The sequence below is a fragment of the Steroidobacter flavus genome (genome assembly GCF_042651805.1).
Taxonomy (GTDB): Bacteria; Pseudomonadota; Gammaproteobacteria; order Steroidobacterales; family Steroidobacteraceae; genus Steroidobacter; species Steroidobacter flavus.
Genome location: NZ_JBHSDU010000003.1, coordinates 723,806 through 743,660, shown reverse-complemented (window position 1 = coordinate 743,660; position 19,855 = coordinate 723,806). Strand labels below are relative to the sequence as shown.

The following is a 19,855-nucleotide window of genomic DNA, read 5'->3' as shown; positions in this document are numbered from 1 at the left end:
GATGGCGGTGTTTACGGGCAACGCCAATCAGCCGCTCGCCCAAGAGATCGCGCGTCACCTGATGGTGCCGCTCGGCCGGGCCAGCGTCAGTCGCTTCAGCGACAGCGAGTGCACGGTTGAGCTGCTGGAAAACGTGCGCGGTCGCGACGTGTTCATCGTGCAGCCGACCTGCTCGCCGGCCAACGATCACTTGATGGAATTGCTGGTGATGACCGATGCGTGCCGACGTGCTTCGGCCGCTCGCATCACTGCTGTGATTCCTTATTTCGGCTATGCCCGCCAGGACCGCCGCCCGCGCGCCATGCGCGTGCCGATCACGGCGAAGCTGGTGGCGAACATGATCGCCAGCGCCGGTGTGAACCGCGTGCTGACGGTCGATCTGCACGCCGACCAGATCCAGGGATTCTTCGATATCCCGGTGGACAATGTGTATGCCTCGCCGGTGTTGCTCGGCGATGCGTGGAAGCAGAAGTACGACAACCTGATGGTCGTGTCGCCGGACGTCGGCGGCGTGGTGCGCGCTCGAGCGCTCGCGAAGCGGTTGGATGATGCCGAGCTGGCCATCATCGACAAGCGCCGTCCGCGCCCGAACGAGTCCGAAGTGATGAACATCATCGGTGAGGTCGAGGGCAAGACGTGCGTGCTGATCGACGACCTGGTCGATACCGCGGGCACGCTGTGTCATGCGGCCGAGGCGTTGAAGGCGAACGGGGCGAAGAAGGTGGTCGCGTACATCACGCACGCGGTGCTGTCGGGCCCGGCCATCGACCGGATCTCGCAGTCGCAGCTGGATGAGCTGGTGGTGACGGACACGATTCCGTTGCGCCCGGATGCCCGCAACTGCCAGAAGATTCGGCAGTTGAGCGTGGCGGGATTGTTGGCGGAGACGATGCGCCGCATCCGCGACGAGGAGAGCGTCAGCTCTCTGTACATCGACTGAGTGCTCGCGGCTGCCTGACGGCGCCGCTCGCAGGAAGAAAGTTTTGTTTTATTGCGCGGCTTCGCCGCGCGAGTTCTGGAAGAGGCGCTGGCTAACGCCGCGCCAGCCGGAGGAAAGGCCGGGCGGCGTTTGCGAATGCCATTCGCCAGTGTTTGCTCTGCGCGCGGCGTAAGCCGCGTAAAACTGACGATGTTTTCTGGTTTCTTTGCGAGGCGTAGCCGAGCAAATGAAACACCCGCGGTGGCGGCGTAATTGGTCGCGATACGCCGTCGCTTAGTTTCTCAACTGGAGTAACCATGAAATATTCATTTGACCTCGTCGCCGACTCCCGGCCGAACGAGCAGGGGAAGGGTGCGAGCCGCCGCCTGCGTCGTACGGGGAAAGTTCCGGCGATTCTGTACGGTGGCCATCAGGAGCCCAAGCAGATCATTCTGGATCACCAGAACCTGCTCACCCTGCTGGTGAACGAGAAGTTCTTCTCCACCATTCTGCAGCTGAAGATCGATGGCCAGCCGCAGGCCGCCATCCTGAAGGACGTGCAGCGTCATCCGGCCAAGAACCAGATCCTGCACATGGATCTGCAGCGCGTGCTGGAGAACGAGAACATCCGCATGACCATTCCGCTGCACTTCAAGGGTGCGGCCGCATCGCCGGGCGTGAAGACGCAGGGCGGCGTGGTGTCGCACCTGTTGAACGAAGTCGAAGTGCTGTGCTTGCCGAAGGATCTGCCGGAATATCTGGAGATCGATCTGTCGGCCATGGAGATCAACGACATCCGTCGTCTGTCGGACCTGCAGTTGCCGCCCGGCGTCGAGCTGGTGGCGCTCTCGCACGGTCGCGACGAAGCGGTCGTCTCCATCCATCATCCGCGTGCCGAAGAGGCCGAAACCCCGGTGGCTGCGGCTGCTGCTGCGACTCCCGCGGCCGGTGCTGCTCCGGCGGCTGGCGCTGCTGCCGCTCCTGCGGCCGGTGGCGACAAGAAGGCGGCGGCTGCTCCGGCGGCCAAGGCCCCGGCGAAGAAGTAACGCGTTCGCGCACCCAGCCGTGGCAACACGGCTGGTGGCGTGAAAACGGTGGCGGGCGCATATCTTTGCTCGCCATCGTTGCGTTATTTTCGGACCCACGGCTATGGCGGGCACCCACCTCAAAATCATCGTCGGCCTCGGCAATCCCGGGCCGGAGCATCTGCTCACGCGGCACAACGCGGGCTTCTGGTTCGTGGATGCGCTGGCGGCCAAGCTCGGCGGTACGTTTCGCAGTCACGCGAAATTCCACGGTGACATCTGCCGCGTGCAGTACTGCGGCCAGGACGTCACCCTGCTCAAGCCCACGACCTATATGAATCGCAGCGGTCTCGCGGTACGCGCGCTCGCCGATTACATCAAGGTGGAGCCGGCCGAGATCATGGTGGTGCACGACGAGCTGGATCTGCCGGTCGGCGACGTGCGCTTCAAGCTCGGCGGCGGTGCCGGCGGCCACAACGGCCTGCGCGACACGACGACTCACATGGGCCCCGATTACTGGCGGCTGCGCATCGGTGTCGGACATCCTGGCGACAAATCGCAGGTGATCGATTACGTGCTGCGCCGGGCGCCGAAGGATGAGGAAGAAAAAATCCTCGCCTCGATCGATCAAGCGTTACAGGCGTTGCCCACGTTCCTCGAGCAGGGCTCGGAGCGCGCCATGAACGGGCTGCACACGAAGAAGTAGACTGCGGACTTTGCAGTCGTTGCTTCGCCTTTCCACCCCACTGTTGGTTCGAGATCATGGGTATCAAATGCGGCATCGTTGGTCTCCCCAACGTCGGTAAATCGACTCTGTTCAACGCGCTGACCCGCGCGCAGATCGCGGCGGAGAACTATCCGTTTTGTACGATCGACCCGAACGTCGGCATCGTGCCTGTGCCCGATCCGCGGCTCGACGTGCTCGCCGGCATCGCGAAGTCTGAAAAGCGCTTGCCCGCCACGGTCGAGTTCGTCGATATCGCGGGCCTGGTGGCCGGCGCGTCGAAGGGCGAAGGCCTCGGTAACAAATTCCTTTCTCACATTCGCGAGACCGATGCGATTGCGCACGTCGTGCGTTGTTTCGAGAACGACGACATCGTGCACGTCGCGGGCAAGATCAAGCCGCTCGATGACGTCGAAGTCATCAACACCGAGCTCGCGCTCGCCGACCTCGACACCGTCGAGCGCGGCCTGGTGCGCGCCGAGAAGGCCGCGAAGGCCGGCGACAAGGACGCGATCAAACAACGCGACCTGATGAAGAAGCTCAAGGATCATCTGGATTCGGGCCAGCCGGCGCGCTCGCTGATCAAGGATCCGGAAGAGAAGAAGCTGTTGCACGAGCTGCATCTCATCACCATCAAGCCGCTGATGTATGTGGCCAACGTGGCCGAGAACGGCTTCACCAACAACCCGCACCTGGACTCGGTGCGTGAGCTCGCTGCGCGCGAGAATTCGGAAGTGGTCGCCGTGTGCGCGGCTATCGAAGCTGAAATCGCGCAGCTCGACGAAGCCGATCGCGCCGACTTCTTGAAGGACATCGGTCTGGAAGAGCCCGGCTTGAATCGCGTGATCCGCGCCGGCTACACGTTGCTCGGCCTGCAAACGTATTTCACCGCCGGCCCGAAAGAAGCCCGCGCCTGGACGGTCCGCATCGGTGCCACCGCGCCGCAAGCGGCTGGTGTCATTCACACGGACTTTGAGAAGGGCTTCATCCGTGCCGAAGTCATCGCGTTCGACGACTACGTAAACTTCAAGGGTGAGCAGGGCGCGAAGGAAGCCGGCAAGCTGCGCCTGGAAGGCAAGGAATACATCGTCGACGAAGGCGATGTCATGCACTTCCGCTTCAACGTCTGAGCCGGGAGGGTCGCTGTGCGCCTTCGGCGCACGCGACGCTTCAGAAGATCTATTGCCACCCCGGCTTCACCTCCACATGCGATAGCTCGTAGCATGAGTCGGAACTCATCGCGTTGCTGACGAAGGGGTGGTGCAATCATGAACGTCGGATTGATCGGCCTGGGATTGATGGGCCATGGCATGGCCGAGAGCCTGCTGCGGGGTGGACACGAGCTGACCGTTTACAACCGGACTGCGAGTAAAGCCGACGCTCTCGTCGCAAAAGGCGCACGACTCGCGAAGACACCTGCTGACGCATGTCGTGGCGACGTGGTCATCACGATGGTGGCCGACGACGGCGCGCTGGAAGAAGTGACATTCGGCGCGCACGGCATTCTCGAGAATCTCAGCGCCGGCGCAGTGCATGTTTCTGCCAGCACCATCAGCGTCGCGCTGGCTGATCGTCTCACTGAAGAGCACAGCAAGGCGGGCAAACATTTCGTATCCGCGCCCGTCTTTGGCCGGCCGCAAGTCGCGGCCGCAGGTCAACTCAACATTCTCGTCGCAGGTGCCGCCGAGCCAGTGAAGCGTGTGATGCCAGTGCTGGAATCGATGGGGCAGAAGGTGTGGCCGTTCGGCGATCGGCCGAGCGCCGCCAATCTGGTCAAGCTCAGCGGCAACTTCATGATCTTCGCCGCCGTCGAAGCGCTCGCCGAAAGCATCGCGTTGTTACGCAAGGGCGGTGTCGACGAGCACGCATTCGTCGACTTGATGACGAATACGTTGTTCGCCGCTCCGATCTACAAAGGCTATGCACCGCTGATCACGAAGCAGCAGTATCAACCGCCCGGATTCGCCGCGCCGTTGGGATTGAAAGACGTTCGCCTGGCACTCACCGCCGGCGAAAGTTTGAAGGTGCCGCTGCCGCTGGGCAGTCTGGTGCGCGATAAATTTCTTGCGCTGCTCGCGCGTGGCGGTGAGGGCGATGACATTGCCGCGCTAGGAAAGATTGCGGCAGAGCAGGCGGGAATGTGAGATTGCGGGTGGCGTGACCCATCGGTCACGCCACCCACCAACGAGTAGATCAGAAGTTGAATCGGCCCTGTGCGCCGAACACGCGGGTGTCGCCACCGAGCGTGATCAACAAGCCTGCCGAGAACTGCGAGTTGAAGTTGTAGCGGCCTTCGCCGATCAGGTACGTGTCGCTGTCCATGCCGCCGGCATCTACGGCCATATGTTCGACACCGCCTTCGATCTCGACTTTCGGCGCGACCAATGTGCGCAGACGCACGCCGGCGAACAGGCCGGTGTCGTCGTCCGAGTCCACTTCATAGTGCACCACACCGCCGCGCGCGACGATGTCCAGATTCGGGCCCAGGGGCCAATGACCGCCGGCACCCACCAGGAAGCGCGTGACATCGATGCCTCGATCCAGGCTCAGGTCCTGGAATTCGGCCAGCGCGAAAACGTTCTGATACACGGGCAGCGAGCCCCGCAGCTGAATGCCGTCGCCGTCCACGTCGAAGCGGTCGCTATCGATTTTCGCTTCGGGGAAGTGCGCCACGTCCACGTAGCGATAGCTCAGCTGTTCGGCGGAGGCCGCGAACGGCAGAGCAAGCGCGGCGGCACAGATCAAAGTTTTGGCGTTCATCTTCATAGTTACGTTCATTCACTCTCACGTAGCGCGTGATGCGCTGAATGTAATTCTACTGTTCTCGAAGCGGCGTCGCTCGGATTCGAGGCCTGACGTCGTCGCGTGGCGACAAGACCGTGGCGTAAAACAAACAGTGGAGCGTGGGTTGTGACGCGATGTTTTATTGTCAGATCGGTCACGACACCCGGCCCGGAAGTAAGACTTGTCGAGCGGCGCAGTCGGCCCGCGATCGAGAGCGGATGAGCATCGATCAATAGCGCCTTTGGTTTGGACCGGCAGCGCAGCTTGCTCGTACGCTAGCGTCCATGCCTGCCACACCTGTTGAAATGGCCCGTTCGATCGGCCGGGGACTGTTGTCCTTCCCTGTCACGCATTTCGATGCGGACAATCGCTTTGACGTCGAGCCGTATCGCGCGCACTGCGCCTGGATGATGGAACATGAGCTGGCCGGGCTGTTCGCCGCCGGCGGCACCGGCGAATTCTTTTCGCTCACGTTCCGGGAAGTCGTCGATGTCGTGTCCGCGGCGGTCGCGGAATGCGCCGGCCGTTTGCCTGTAATTGCAGGCTGCGGCTACGGCACCGCCATGGCCGTCGAGCTGGCGAAAGCGGTGGAAGTCGCAGGCGCCGACGGCATCCTGTTGTTGCCGCCCTATCTGGTCAACGGCTCGCAGGAAGGATTGGCGGCGCACATCGGCGCTGTTTGTAACGCGGTCTCCATCGGCGTGATCGTCTACAACCGGGACAACGCCGTCATCGACGATGTCACATTGGCGCGTCTGTGCGACCGGCATCCCAATCTGGTCGGCTTCAAAGATGGGGTCGGCGACATCGAATTGATGACGCGTATCTACGCGCGGATGGGCGACAGGCTGACCTATATCGGTGGCTTGCCCACCGCCGAGACATTCGCCGCGCCGTACTTGAAGATGGGCGTGACGACGTACTCGTCGGCGATTTTCAACTTCATGCCGCGGTGGGCGTCGATGTTTTACAAAGCCGTGCGCGCCGAGGATCAGGCGAGAGTGCTGGCGGGCCTGCGCGACTTCGTCATGCCCTACATCACGCTGAGGAATCGAGGCAAAGGCTATGCGGTCGCCATCGTCAAGGCCGGCATGCGCGCGATCGGTAAGCCCGCCGGCGCCGTGCGCCCGCCATTGACCGACTTGACCGAGCGCGAGCTGGAAGAATTGCGCGCCCTGATCGCACGCGCCGAGACGATTTTTGGAGAGCCACTGGCACGCAGCGTCTGAGCACGCTATATGTCGATGCATGTTCGAACTCAGTCAGCTGCGCTGTTTCGTGGTCACCGCCGAAGAGCTGCACTTTGGCCGGGCGGCCGTGCGACTGAACATGACCCAGCCGCCGCTCAGCCGGCAGATCCAATTGTTGGAGCGAGGGCTCGGCGTCCAGCTGCTGGAGCGCAGTAGCCGTCAGGTCAAGCTCACGCCCGCGGGCAGCACGTTCCTTCCCGAAGCCCGTCGCATCATTCGTCTCGCCGAGACTTCGGCGCTCGCGGCACGCCGGGTTGCCAAAGGCGACACGGGCCGGGTGGCCATCGGGTTCACCGCGGTGTCGGGCTACAGTTTTCTACCTCGTATCGTGGCTCGTGCCCGCGCGTCGTTGCCGCAGTTCGAGCTCGAGTTGTTCGAAATGGTGACCGCGGATCAGTTCGAGGGACTGATGACCGGTCAGATCGATATCGCCTTTGTGCGGCCCCCGGTCGAACAGGCGAGCTTCGAATCGCGGCTCATTCTCAGAGAGTCGTTGATGGCCGCGTTGCCTGCCGGCGATCCGCGTGCGGATAAATCAGCGTTGACGCCAAGCGATTTCGACAGCCAGCCACTCATCATGTACTCGCGCCTCGGCGCCGGCTATTTCAACAACATGCTCACTCGTCTATTCGAGGCGGCCGGCGCGTTGCCCGAGTACGTGCAGCACGTGACGCAAATTCATTCGATGCTGGGGCTGGTGCGCGCGGGGCTGGCGGCCGCCATCGTGCCGGCGTCGGCGATCGAGCTGCACATGGACGCGATTCAGTTCCGGAAATTCACGACGCGCCCCGCGCAGCCGGTCGAGCTGCACATGGTGTGGCGTCGTGACAATGGCAATCCCGCGTTACAGCCGATGTTGAATCTTTGTGCCGAGTTCGGCATCGACGCCGAAGCGCGTTAACGCATCCAGGGAAACGCCAGCGTCGGCGCATTGCTATAGCGTCGCATGCTCAGCTGCAAACGCGCGCCGCAGCCCGGCCGCAGCTCGATGTCGAACGCGGAGTTGCCGATATCGATGCGTCGTTCGCCCAGCGTCGCCGCTTCGATGCGATGCTCGGCATAGGCTCCGCCCTGGATCGTGACCACGCGCGAGCCTACGGGATTGAGATTCACCAGGGTCACACCGGTGCGATCGGCGCCCAGCTCATCGACCAATGCGGCGACATCCGGCGGCAGGCCCGCTCGCCTGCGCTCAGGATCGAAATATCTCAACCGGCAGTGCAGGGGGGCGCCGCCCTGGTGGGGCGACGTGCTCGACCACGGCGGGCGCGCGATATGCAGTCCGCCCTGCGACAGTTGAATCAATGCCGTCACTGTCGCGGGATTGATATCGATGGCGTTGTCGGCGAGTCGCGTTTCGGGCGTGCTCTTATCCGCTTGCATGGCTGCGATCCGTTCGCGAACGCGATTCAATGCCGCGCGTTGTGCCTCGACCGGATAATTCGCGTTGCGCCCTTCGAGAAACGCGATCCACGGATGATCGCCGGCCAGCTCGCGATCGCCGGTGCGCATCGAGACGTACCAGATCTCGAATGCATTGGCCCGATAGGGACCGGGCGCGAAGCTGTACCAACCTTGCTCGCCATACATGCGCGGCGTGTGCAACTTGCCATCGATGGTGCGCGCCTGCTGATTGATAACTTCGCTCTGGCGTCGCCAGACTTGCATGTAACGATCGTCGCCGGTCAGCAGGCTCGCATTCATGAAAGCCACGATGGAGCGCGGCACACGATTGCGGTCTTCGCGCTGACCGGTTTGCGGAACGATGGGACTGAAACCCCAGCCATACACACCGCCGTACCATTTGCCGCTCGGTCCGCCGATGCGACCGTCCAGCCCGATGAGGCTCGGCAGGAGGCCGCTGTTGGCGTCGGCACGCTCAACCCACGCGTCCAGATATTCCAGCGCCCAGCTCCGATACTTGCGATCTCCCGTGAGCATGAAGGCATTCAATGCCAGTGTGGTCGCATGCAGATTGAGCGGGTTGTCGCCGACGATATCGGTGTACTCGCGGTAATGCGCGAGCGTCTCTTCGTAGGTTCGCTCGCCGTGTTCCATCTTGAACTTGGAAACATCGAACGGATCGCCGGCCCAGTCCAGCTCGGTCGCCGGCCGAAGCAGCGGCCCGGCGCTACCGTTGAAGACGCTGCGAATGATGCGATGTTTGGAGTCGTAGTTCGGCACGCCCGGATCGTCGCCAGTGTAGAACCCGGCAAAACGGCGCGCACGTTCGATGAGCCGGGCATCCTGCGGCGTGGACAAGCCCATCAGGTTGAACGTCGTGAGACCTTCGCTGATGTGTTGCCAGTCCATCTGCGGCGGAAACTCGCGTACATACATGCCGCGACGGCCGAGCTCGACCTGTCTGGTCCGCACGTTCGAGTACTGTTGCAGATGGCCTTCCCAAGCCTTGCGGTACAACTCGAGGATGCGATCCGAGCCGCCGAGTGCATGTAACAGCGCCCAGTCGTTGACCTGCTCGATGGCATCGTCGGGGCCGTCGTTCGCGCCCCAGCGCTCGAAGGCGCGCAAGTAGCTGCGGTCATCGAAATATTTCGCATAGAAGGTTTCGCACGCTTCGGTTTGAGCGCGCAGCAGCTCTCGCTGTAGCAACGCCCATTCCGGCGGCGCCATGGGCGTCGCGGCGACCAGAGCGGAGCTCGCTGTGGCCGGCCACGTGGCGAGGGCGGCCGCGCTCGCAACGAACTGCCGGCGATTCACTGCAGCTCCAGCCGGCGAATCGGTCCGACGATGACGAAGTACGCAAAGATGGTCAGCAGGCAATGCGCGCCGACGAAGATCAATGCGCTGTCGAACGAACCGCTGGCCGCGACCAGGTAGCCGATGACGATGGGGGTCACGATGCCGGCGCAATTACCAAACATGTTGAACACGCCGCCGGTGAGTCCGGCCAGCTGGCGCGGTGAGACATCCGAGACGACCGCCCAGCCGAGCGACGCAATGCCTTTGCCGAAGAATGCAATCGCCATGACCGTGACCACCAGCCACTCCTGCTCGATGTACACACAGGCGATGATGAGCGTGGCGAGCAGCATTCCGATCAGCAGCGGCGTCTTGCGCGCGATGGTGAGCGAGCCGGTCCGTTTCAATAGCCAGTCCGAGCCATAGCCGCCGAGCACACCGCCGACAAATCCGCACAATGCAGGAGCCGCCGCTGCGAAGCCCGCTTCGAGAATGTTCAGGCCGCGTTCCTTCACCAGATAAATGGGGAACCAGGTGACGAAGAAATACGTCAGCACGTTGATGCTGTACTGACCGAGATACACACCGAGCAGCATCCGGTTGGCGAGCAATTGCTTCACGTTGGACCAGCGAAACGCGTTGCCTTTGCCTGCGTTGGTCTGATCGAGCGCGACCAGTCCGCCGCCGCTTTCGATGTATTCCAATTCCGCCTGATTGATGCCCGGATGACGCACCGGATCGTGGATGAAGCGCATGAACGCCAGCGCCGCCAGCAACCCGAGGCCGCCCATCACATAGAACACCGCGCGCCAGCCGTGATTGTGAACGACCCAGCCCATCAGCGGCGCGAACGCGACCAGCGAGAAGTATTGCGCCGAATTGAAGATGGCGGAGGCGGTGCCGCGCTCGCTGCTCGGAAACCAGGCGGCCACGATGCGCGCATTGCCGGGAAACGAAGGCGCTTCGGCCAGACCGACCAGGAAGCGCAGCGCGAACAGCATGCTCACGGCCGACAGTCCGGCGATGAAGCCGGCAAACCCCTGCAGGAAGGTGAACACCGACCAGACGGCGATGGCGCCCGCGTAGATGCGCTTGGTGCCGAAACGATCCAGCAGCGCGCCGCCGGGAATCTGCGCCAGCGCGTAGGCCCAGGCGAAGGCGGAGAGAATATAGCCGGTGGCAATCGGCGACAGGCCCAGTTCGCGCGCGGCGTCGCTGCCGGCGATCGAGAACGTGGCGCGGTCGGCGTAATTGATCGAGGTGACGATGAAAACGAAAAAGATGATGAAGTAGCGCACCTGGGTGCGCCGTTCGGCGATGGCGGCGATCGACATGCTCCCCCTCGTCGCTCTCGTAGTGTTGCTGGATGCTAGGCGGTGGGCGCTGGGGCGTCTAAGTCAAATACTCTATGGATCGATCCACGGGCGGCATCATTGCCAAAACCGCATCGGGCGATGCCGACATGGAATTCGCTTTGGCCAGGGCGACGGCACTAAGGTAACCCCAACGAAGCATCGAATGACGCCGCCAATGAGCGTCGCAGTTGGGGGGAAACGTATCGTGTCGCATCCGATTCACCGGCGCTCGCCGGTTCTGGCTCTGACCATCGCGGCCTTGTGTGCCGGGTCCGCACAGGCGCAGGAAACGTCGCAAAACGCAGCCACTTCGACCGGCAGCGAAGGCGGCCTCGAGGAAGTGGTGGTCACGGGCTTTCGTGGCAGCGTCAATGCCGCTCAGGATGAAAAGCGCGCGGCGAGCGGCGTCGTCGACGTCATCAAGGCCGAGGACATTGCGGATTTTCCCGACAACAACCTGGCCGAGTCGATTCAGCGGGTGCCGGGCGTCGCGATCTCCCGCGATGGCGGCGAAGGTCGATCCTTGTCCGTGCGCGGCCTCGGTCCGGATTTCACCCGGGTTCGTATCAACGGCATGGAAGCGGTTGCGACCACTGGCGGTGCCGATGCCAACGGCGGCGTCAATCGCGGTCGCGGTTTCGATTTCAACGTGTTCGCCTCGGAGTTGTTCAACTCCATCACCGTTCGCAAGACGGCGTCGGCCGATGTCGAGGAAGGCTCGCTCGGCGCGACCGTGGATTTGCAGACCGCGCGCCCGCTCGATTTCACCGATCAGTGGGTCGTGGCCGGCTCGGCGCAAGGCGGTTACAACGATCTGTCCGAATCGACCGATCCGCGCCTCGCGGGTCTGCTGAGCTGGCAGAACGCAGAGTCGACGCTCGGCGCGCTCGTGTCCGTCGCGTGGTCTCAGCGCGATGTGCTGGAAGAAGGGCACAGCACCGTGCGTTGGGGACCGTCGGGCGCGAACGGCGGTTTCAATGCGGCCTCGACGCTGCCTGGCTACACCGTCGCGCAGATCAACGCTTCGCCCGCCGGCAACGGCAGTAACTGGGATCAGCTGCTCTATCATCCCCGCATTCCTCGCTACGACAACTGGCAGTACGAAATCGAGCGTCTGGGCGTGACGGGCTCGTTGCAGTGGCGCGCGTCCGATCGCGCCATGCTCACGATCGATGCTCTGTACTCGAACGCCCAGACCACGCGCGCTGAAAATTACATCGAAGCGCTGTCGTTCAGTCGCACAGGGTCGGCCGGCGGCAAGCCGTTCACTATCATCCGCGACGGCGTGGTGAATGCTCAGAACGAGCTGGTGTATGGCGTGTTCGACGATGTCGACATGCGCATCGAGTCGCGCTACGACGAGCTGGAAACCGAGTTTCAGCAATACACCGCGGCCTTCGAATATCAGTTCACTGACAGCTTCAAGACCACCGCGTTCGTGGGGCGTTCGCAGTCGGAATTCAGCAATCCGGTGCAGACCACGATCACGCTGGATCGGGCCGACAGCGACGGCTATTCGTGGGACTACCGCGCCAACAGTCGCGAGCCCGTCATCAATCTCGGTTTCGATCCGACCGATCCCGCGGCGTGGACCATGACCAATGGCGTGTCGGATCTGCGTATCCGGCGCAACTACGCCGACAACGAATTCACCAGCACCAAGCTGGTGGCGGATTGGACCGTCGTGCCCGAGCTGCGAGTGTCCTTCGGCGGCGAGGCACGGAAGTTTGAATACGACAGTCGCGAGTATCGCCGCGCGGTCGCCGAAACGCAGACGCCGACGTTGACGGCGGATCAGCTCAGAAGCCTGACGACGACGTTGAGCGCGTTGACCGGCGATCCCAACTACGGCAGCTACGTCATTCCAAACTACAACGCGATGGTGTCGCAGCTGAATTTGTATTGTGACTGTGTCACGACCGTCAACGGCCAGAGCATCGATCTGCGTATGTATGGTATCGAGAATGCGACCGCGCGCAGTAACTGGGCGTCGGTGCAAGAAGATGCATACGCCGGCTTCGTGCAAGCCAACTTCGACGTGCCGGTGGGGCCAATCACTTTGCGCGGCGATGTCGGTCTGCGCTATGCACGCACCAAGCAGGACACATTGGGTTATGCCGCGATCACCAATCCCAACGGCTCGGTCGACATCAGTCCGCTGCGAGTGGAGCGCGAGTATGGCAACTGGTTGCCATCGTTGAATCTCGCGGCCGAGCTGATCCAGGATGTGGTGGTTCGTTTCAGCGCCGCCAAAGTCATTACGCGGCCCACGCTGGCATCGTTGTCGCCGGGTGGATCGCTGACCATTCTGCCGTCGAATCGGGTCTACAACACCGGCAATCCGTTCCTCGATCCCACCAAGGCCACCAATCTGGACCTGGCCGCGGAATGGTATTTCGCGCCGGGCTCGATGCTGTCGGTCGGCTTGTTCCAAAAGGACATCAGCACGCTGAGCGGCACCAACATCGCGGACTCGGTGCCGTTCTCCTCGCTGGGCCTGCCGGCCAGCCTGTTGAACGGCACCAACGTGCAGCCCGGCGATCTGTTCGAGTACCGCCGCGTCGTCAACGGCGACGGCGGCAAGATCAACGGCTTCGAGCTCAACTATCAGCATCAGTTGCGCTTCCTGCCGGGCTTTCTGTCCAACCTCGGTGTGCTCGCGAACTACACCTATGTCGATGCCGACATCGACTATCCCGGTCCGGGCGGCAGCGCGCCGGTGAGCGGCCCGCTGACGAACCTGTCCAAGGATTCCGCGAACGCCACGTTGTTCTATGAAGACGAGCGTCTGAGTCTGCGTGGCTCGGTGTCGTATCGCTCCGGCTATGTCACGGCGTTCGCTGGCGGAGCGCGCGAGAGCAGCACCGAAGAGGGTGTGAATTCGTCGCTGACCGTCGATGCATCGGCGTCTTATAAAGTCACCGACGCGCTGTCGATCACGCTCGAAGCCTTGAACCTGACGGACGAGTTCCAGGACTTCTATATCGATACGGACGATCGGGTGGTGCTCTACCACAACACCGGCCGTCAATATTATTTCGGCGCCCGCGTCCGCTTCTGACCCCCTGCCGGCGGCGGCTTCGGCCGCCGCCGGAACTCCCTGCCGGGCTCGCCTCTTGCATTCAAGAGGAGACCGCCATGCCCAATCCCATGGAGCTGCCCGCGCTGGACCCGGACACCGGCTTGGTGCGGGTGGTGATCGACACCCCCAAGGGCAGTCGTAACAAGTACAAGTTCGATGCTGAGCTCGGTCTGCTGAAACTGAGTCGTATTCTGCCGGTCGGCATGTCGTTTCCTTATGACTTCGGTTCCATTCCGTCCACTTGTGCCGAGGACGGCGATGCGCTGGATGTGTTGGTGCTCACCGAGGCGCCGTTGTTTCCCGGCTGCCTCGTGCACGTACATTTGATCGGCGTGATCCGGGCGGTGCAGAAAGAGCGGCGCAAGCTGATCCGTAACGATCGATTGCTGGCGACCCTCGAGACCCCCGTAAACAAACCGGCAATAACGCAGCTCGAACAGGTGGACGAGCCGCGGCTGAAGGATATCGAACATTTTTTCCGGTCGTATAATCAGGCGCAGGGCCGTGAGTTCAGGATCACGGGGCGCGGCGGTGCACGGCAGGCGCAAAAGATGTTTCGCGACGCCGTCCGCGAATTCGACAAGAGCAAGAGCAAGGGCACGTAACCGATGGCCGAGTTGCAACCTGACGAAGCGGGTCTGTCCGGGGTGCGGCGAATTTTTCAGGAGTGGGTGGCCGGTGCTGGCGACTCGCTCCATAAGAAAAGAGTCACCGACGCGCACATTCACGACGCCCGCAAGCAGCTGAAGAAATCCCGGGCCGCACTCCGATTGTTGCGCGAGGCGATGGGCGAGATCGCGTATCGGCGCGAGAACATGGCCCTGCGCGATGCCGCCAAGCCGCTGGGCGTGGCTCGCGACAGTAAAGTGCTGGTCGCCGCGCTGGACGATCTGGTCGAACGGTTCGAGCCGGCCACCCGGTCGTTGAAACTGGACAAGTTTCGGCGCGTGCTGCGCCAGGAACAAACATCGGCCCGCCAGGCCATCACCCAGACCCTGGCGAACAAACAGCGGAAGGCGTTGCGTGAAGTCACAGCCCGCAGCACGCGTTGGAATATGACAGGCGACGACTGGGAGGTCATTGGCGGCGGGCTGGAACGTATCTATCGCGGCGGCAGGAAAGGGATGAAAGCGGCCGCGAGCTCACGGGACAGCGAGGATCTGCACGACTGGCGTAAACAAGTGAAATATTTGTGGCATCAACTGCAGATCCTGCAGCCCGCATGGCCGGGGCTGCTGAAGGAGCTGGCCGATCAGGCTCACAAGCTGTCCGAGCATCTGGGCGACGATCACGACCTGGCGGTGTTGCATACCAAGCTCAAAGCCCATCAGGACGCGTTCGAAGGCAAGGATTACGACGCATTGGTTGCGGTGCTGGATCGCCGCCGCAAAAAGTTACAGGACAAAGCCTGCGAGCTGGGCGCGAGAATTTTCGAAGAAAAGCCGCGTCGTTTCATCAAGCGCATCGGTGACTACTGGCAGCAGTGGCGCACGGAATGACTCCTTAACGAGAGCCCTTGCCTCGTTTGTTATCGCGAGCATCAATCAACGCTCTGTCGATTCCTGCTTGTCGGGCACGAGTGAGTTTCGCCGCCCCTGATTGGTCCGTTCCTGGGCAAGGAATACCTTGCATCCCTCTCGCAGGATTGGAACGTCTCAGGGGAATTCATGAAATCGCCTCAATGGATAGGATCATTACTGCTCGTCGGCGCGGTAATCGTGTCCGGCGTGCTGCTCAGTGCCTGGAAACAATCGAGCATTGCTGAATCGGACGCAGCAGCGGCCAATCAACCGGAGCCGGCGGAATCGGTGGTAACAGCGGTGGCTCGTGAGCACGAGCATATTCGGACCACGACGTCCATCGGCACCGTGGTCGCCTTGCGCTCCATTACGGTCCGCAACGAATTGCCCGGCACCGTCCGTCAAGTGTCGCTCGAGCCGGGCAAGATCGTTGAAGCCGGCACCGTGCTGGTGGCGCTCGATGTGTCCGTAGAAGAGGCAGATTTGCAGGCCCTGCAAGCGCAGGCCGAGCTGGCCCGAACCCAGTTCGCTCGTATGCAACGGATGAGTCAGCATCGCGCGGCGTCGGAAATGGAAGTCGATACCGCACGGGCCGAGCAGGAAGTGGTGCAGGCGCAGGTCGCCCGTATCAAAGCGGTCATCAATCGCAAAATCATTCGTGCGCCATTCCGGGCCCGCATCGGTATTTCCGATGTGCACCCCGGCCAATATCTGAATGAAGGCGCGCTGTTGACGACGTTGCAGGGCGTGGATGATTCGACCTACGTCGACTTCACCGTCGCTCAGCAGGTCGCGGCGTCGCTGCACGCGGGTAACAAAGTAGATGTGTTTGCTTCCGGCGATACCACGGGCGTGAAGGCCGAGATTCTCGCCATTGATGCGCGAGTCGATCCAACGACGCGTAATACAGCGGTCCGCGCGAAGATCAAAAATTCGGCGCAGACGCCGGCACCCGGTGCGTCAGTGCGTGTTCAAGTGCCGGTCGGCACTCCGTTGATGGCGACTGCCATTCCGGCCAGCGCCGTTCGCAAAGGACCCGCCGGCGATCATGTGTTCGTCGTGGTCACGGACGACAAGGGCAAGACCCGCGCGCGTCTGCGCGAAGTCGTGGTCGATGCGATGGCCGGTGACGATGTGGTCATCACCAAAGGTCTGGAGCCCGGCGAACAAGTGGCCGCGTCCGGCTCGTTCAAGCTGCGTGAAGCTGCACTGGTCGCAGTGACCAATCCGCCAGAGTCGGTGGCGCTGAACTCGGCGAAGAAGCCGATCGCCACCACGATGTAACGGGCCAAGCCAACGGATTGCCTGCCATGAACAAATCGTTCACAGACATTTTCATCAAACACCCCGTGCTCGCGGTGGTGGTCAATCTGGTCATCGTGCTGGTCGGCGCGCGGGCGTTGTTCAACCTGCCGGTGCAGCAGTTCCCGAGCGTCGAAAGCTCGTCGGTCATTATTTCGACGGTCTACACCGGCGCCAGCGCCGAGACCGTTCGTGGATTTCTGACGACGCCCATCGAGCGCTCAGTCTCGGCAATCAGTGGTGTCGACTATGTCGAATCGACCAGCCGCGCCGGTTTGAGCACGGTCACCGTGCGCTTGAAACTGGATCACAACAGCACCGATGCGCTGGCTGAAGTCACTGCTCGCTTACAGCAGGTTCGTTCTGAATTGCCGGCGGAGGCCGAGCCGCCGGTGGTCGAAGTGCAGCGTGCCGATCGTCCGTATGCGACGTTCTATCTCGGCTTCACTTCACCGGACCGCTCGGTGCCTGAACTGACCGACTGGTTGTCGCGCACTTTGCAGCCGCAGTTGTCGACGCTCGAAGGCGTGCAGCGCGTGAGTTACGAAGGAGCGCAGCCGCTCGCGATGCGCGTGTGGATCGATCCGGATCGTCTCGCGGCCCGCAATCTTTCTCCGGGCGACGTGCACGACGCCTTGCGCCGGAACAACTATCTCGCCGCGGTCGGTCAGACCAAGGGCAACCTGGTGCAGGTGAACCTGTTGGCGAATACCGATCTGCGCGCGGTCGATGAGTTCGAGAATCTGATCGTCGCCGATCGCGACGGCGCCATCGTGCGCTTGAGCGATGTGGCGCGTGTCGAGCTCGGGGCCGAAGAAGCGGCGATGGTGGCCAAGTACAACGGCCAGCAAAGTGTGTATCTCGGCGTGTGGCCGCTGCCCGGCTCGAACGAAATCGAAGTCGCGCAACACCTGCGTGACGAGATGGAACGCATCGAGCCGACTTTGCCGGCCGACATTCAGATGAAGCTGGTGTGGGACGGCACCATGTTCATGCGCAGTGCCTTGGAAGAAATCACCAAGACGCTGGGCGAGACCGTGCTGATCGTGGCCATCGTCGTGTTCCTGTTCATGGGCTCGATTCGTACCGCGCTGGTGCCGCTGGTGGCGATGCCGGTGTCGCTGGTGGGCGCGGCCATCGTGATGATTGCGTTCGGCTTCAGTCTGAATCTGCTGACGATTCTGGCGATCGTGCTGTCGGTGGGACTGGTCGTGGACGACGCCATCGTTGTGGTCGAAAACGTCGAGCGACACGTTCGCGAAGGAAAAACTCGGGTCGAGGCCGCACTCGCGGGTGCGCGAGAGCTGGCGGGCCCCATCATTGCGATGACGATCACGCTGGCGACGGTGTACACGCCGATTGCGTTCCAGGGCGGTCTCACGGGCTCGTTGTTCCTGGAGTTCGCGATCACGCTGGCGGCCGCGGTCGTCGTGTCCGGTATCGTCGCGTTGACGTTGTCGCCGGTGATGAGCTCGCGCTTCGTGCATGAGCATGGTCACGAGGGCAAGCTGACCGCCATCGTGAATCGCGGCTTCGATGCGGTCCGTCGTACATATGAGAAGTTGCTCGACGGTGCGCTGAATATGCGCTGGGGCATCGTCGCAATGGCCGTGCTCGTTACGCTCGCGGCGTGGCCGTTGTTCATGTATTCACGCCAGGAGCTGGCGCCGGTCGAAGATCAAAGTCACATCAGCTTGTTCTTCGAAGCGTCGCCGGATTCGTCGCTGGTTGCGACCAATCGCGATTCGCTCAACGTGGTGAAGGCGCTCACGGCATTCCCCGAGGCGAACTTCATGTGGTCGTTGACGGCCGCGTGGGGCGGCTTCGGCGGTCTGGTCGCGAAGGATTGGAAGGAGCGGGATCGCTCGACCGAGCAAATGTACGGCGAGGTTTACGGTGCCGTGTCTCAAGTGCCGGGGCTGCGCGTGTATCCGCGTCTCGATCCGCCGCTGCCGACACCGGGTCAATATGACGTCGAGATGATCGTGCAGAACGAGCAGTCGATCGAAGAATTGCTCGCGACCACGCAGGCGGTGCTCAATGCCGGCTGGGCCAGTGGCAAGTTCCTGTACGTCGATACGGACCTGAAGATCGATCTGCCGCAGGCTCGAGTCGTGCTCGATCGCGAGCGTCTGGCCGATCTCGGCCTGGATCTCGCGGGCGTCGGTCGTGAGCTCGGTACGTTGTTGGGCGGCGCGTACGTGAACCGCTTCAATTACTTCGACCGCAGCTACAAGGTGATCCCGCAGATCGGCGACAAGGACCGCGCGACGCTCGATCCGCTGCTCGATTTGAAGATCAAGACACCGAGTGGCGCACTGGTGCCGGTGTCCACCTTCATGCACATCGAATCGGAGACCGGTCCGCGCACGCTGAATCGATTCGCGCAACGTAACTCGGCGCGCATCTTCGGTGGCGTGCAGCCCGGGGTGACGAAGGAAGAAGGTCTGCGCGTGCTCGAAACCGCGGCAAAGAAAGCGGGCGGCGAGAACGTGCTGATCGATTACGCCGGCGAGTCGCGACAGATTCGTCATGAAGGCGCGGCGCTGACGGCGACGCTCGGCTTCGCGCTGATCCTGATCTATCTGGTGCTGGCTGCGCAGTTCCAGAGCTTCCGCGATCCGTTGATCGTGTTGCTCGGATCGGTGCCGCTCGCGATCTCGGGTGCGCTGGTGTTCACGTTCCTCGACATGACGACCATCAACATCTACTCCCAAGTGGGCTTGATCACGCTGGTCGGCCTGATCGCGAAGAACGGCATACTTATCGTCGAGTTCGCGAACACTCTGCAGGAGCGCGGCGTGGAAAAAGTCGCAGCCTTGCGTGAGGCATCGCTGACCCGCCTGCGTCCAGTGCTGATGACCTCGGCGGCCACAGTGTTCGGGCACTTCCCGCTGGTGTTGGTATCGGGCCCCGGTGCCGAGGCGCGGAACAGTATCGGCATCGTGCTGGTCACCGGCATGATCGTCGGCACGCTGTTCACGCTGTTCGTGGTGCCGGTGTTCTACACGCTGATTGCTGCCGATCATCGCAAGCAGGACCCGGCGCAAGAACTCGCGGGCACACCGGTCGCGCAGCCGGTGTAGGGCGGAACTGAGGCGGGCACCGCCTGTCCAAATCGCTATCGACGACACTGGGCGCGGGCCTTAGGCATTCCCCTAAGGCTCGCGCCGGCGTCTTGATAAGCCCCG

15 protein-coding genes are annotated in these 19,855 nt (G+C 62.3%); 12 read left to right on the top strand and 3 right to left on the bottom strand.

Features of this window, described 5'->3' with window-relative positions; all coding sequences use genetic code 11:
- The first annotated feature begins 1 nt into the window (after window position 1).
- The 5 genes from ACFPN2_RS08765 to ACFPN2_RS08745 all read left to right on the top strand — a co-directional run bounded on the left by ACFPN2_RS08765 (window position 2) and on the right by ACFPN2_RS08745 (window position 4,812).
- Window positions 2–940, top strand: coding sequence for a ribose-phosphate diphosphokinase (locus ACFPN2_RS08765; RefSeq protein ID WP_129776035.1), 939 nt, complete (start codon window positions 2–4; stop codon window positions 938–940).
- A 296-nt stretch (window positions 941–1,236) separates the two neighbouring features.
- A complete protein-coding gene (locus ACFPN2_RS08760; RefSeq protein WP_380596231.1) occupies window positions 1,237–1,965 on the top strand; it encodes a 50S ribosomal protein L25/general stress protein Ctc in 729 nt (242 codons plus the stop codon).
- 103 nt (window positions 1,966–2,068) lie between these two features.
- The gene (gene pth / locus ACFPN2_RS08755; protein ID WP_380596230.1) at window positions 2,069–2,650 is read left to right on the top strand and encodes an aminoacyl-tRNA hydrolase; all 582 of its coding nucleotides are present in this window, start codon (window positions 2,069–2,071) and stop codon (window positions 2,648–2,650) included.
- A gap of 56 nt (window positions 2,651–2,706) precedes the next feature.
- Entirely contained in the window at window positions 2,707–3,798 is a 1,092-nt protein-coding gene (gene ychF, locus ACFPN2_RS08750; protein WP_380596229.1) for a redox-regulated ATPase YchF, read from the top strand.
- Window positions 3,799–3,936: 138 nt separating this feature from the next.
- Window positions 3,937–4,812 carry an NAD(P)-dependent oxidoreductase gene (locus tag ACFPN2_RS08745; RefSeq protein ID WP_380596228.1) on the top strand — a complete coding sequence of 292 codons (876 nt, stop codon included), beginning with the start codon at window positions 3,937–3,939 and terminating at the stop codon, window positions 4,810–4,812.
- Window positions 4,813–4,861: 49 nt separating this feature from the next.
- Here the strand turns inward: ACFPN2_RS08745 and ACFPN2_RS08740 are convergent, their stop codons facing one another.
- Window positions 4,862–5,428 carry a hypothetical protein gene (locus ACFPN2_RS08740; RefSeq protein ID WP_380596227.1) on the bottom strand — a complete coding sequence of 189 codons (567 nt, stop codon included), beginning with the start codon at window positions 5,426–5,428 and terminating at the stop codon, window positions 4,862–4,864.
- A gap of 308 nt (window positions 5,429–5,736) precedes the next feature.
- Here ACFPN2_RS08740 and kdgD point away from each other — a divergent pair, with 308 nt between their 5' ends.
- Complete coding sequence (gene kdgD, locus ACFPN2_RS08735; protein WP_380596226.1) at window positions 5,737–6,681, top strand: 5-dehydro-4-deoxyglucarate dehydratase; 945 nt, start codon at window positions 5,737–5,739, stop codon at window positions 6,679–6,681.
- Between the two features lie 19 nt (window positions 6,682–6,700).
- Window positions 6,701–7,603 carry a LysR substrate-binding domain-containing protein gene (locus tag ACFPN2_RS08730; protein ID WP_380596225.1) on the top strand — a complete coding sequence of 301 codons (903 nt, stop codon included), beginning with the start codon at window positions 6,701–6,703 and terminating at the stop codon, window positions 7,601–7,603.
- Here the strand turns inward: ACFPN2_RS08730 and ACFPN2_RS08725 are convergent.
- Together ACFPN2_RS08725 and ACFPN2_RS08720 are read right to left on the bottom strand one after the other, a co-directional pair.
- Window positions 7,600–9,423 carry a DUF8034 domain-containing protein gene (locus ACFPN2_RS08725; RefSeq protein ID WP_380596224.1) on the bottom strand — a complete coding sequence of 608 codons (1,824 nt, stop codon included), beginning with the start codon at window positions 9,421–9,423 and terminating at the stop codon, window positions 7,600–7,602. The genes ACFPN2_RS08730 and ACFPN2_RS08725 overlap by 4 nt on opposite strands.
- Window positions 9,420–10,739, bottom strand: a complete 1,320-nt coding sequence (locus ACFPN2_RS08720) for an MFS transporter (protein WP_380596223.1) — start codon at window positions 10,737–10,739, stop codon at window positions 9,420–9,422. Before ACFPN2_RS08720 ends, ACFPN2_RS08725 begins: the two co-directional genes overlap by 4 nt.
- A gap of 226 nt (window positions 10,740–10,965) precedes the next feature.
- Here ACFPN2_RS08720 and ACFPN2_RS08715 point away from each other — a divergent pair, with 226 nt between their 5' ends.
- The 5 genes from ACFPN2_RS08715 (at window position 10,966) to ACFPN2_RS08695 (ending at window position 19,750) form a co-directional block, all read left to right on the top strand.
- Window positions 10,966–13,821 carry a TonB-dependent receptor gene (locus tag ACFPN2_RS08715; RefSeq protein ID WP_380596222.1) on the top strand — a complete coding sequence of 952 codons (2,856 nt, stop codon included), beginning with the start codon at window positions 10,966–10,968 and terminating at the stop codon, window positions 13,819–13,821.
- Window positions 13,822–13,898: 77 nt separating this feature from the next.
- Window positions 13,899–14,447 (top strand): inorganic diphosphatase, encoded by a 549-nt coding sequence (locus tag ACFPN2_RS08710; RefSeq protein ID WP_380596221.1) that lies wholly within the window; start codon window positions 13,899–13,901, stop codon window positions 14,445–14,447.
- 3 nt (window positions 14,448–14,450) lie between these two features.
- Window positions 14,451–15,341: a CHAD domain-containing protein gene (locus ACFPN2_RS08705; protein ID WP_380596220.1), complete on the top strand. Its 891-nt coding sequence runs from the start codon at window positions 14,451–14,453 to the stop codon at window positions 15,339–15,341.
- A gap of 168 nt (window positions 15,342–15,509) precedes the next feature.
- Complete coding sequence (locus tag ACFPN2_RS08700) at window positions 15,510–16,646, top strand: efflux RND transporter periplasmic adaptor subunit (RefSeq protein ID WP_380596219.1); 1,137 nt, start codon at window positions 15,510–15,512, stop codon at window positions 16,644–16,646.
- A gap of 26 nt (window positions 16,647–16,672) precedes the next feature.
- Complete coding sequence (locus ACFPN2_RS08695; RefSeq protein ID WP_380596218.1) at window positions 16,673–19,750, top strand: efflux RND transporter permease subunit; 3,078 nt, start codon at window positions 16,673–16,675, stop codon at window positions 19,748–19,750.
- Window positions 19,751–19,855 lie beyond the last annotated feature (105 nt).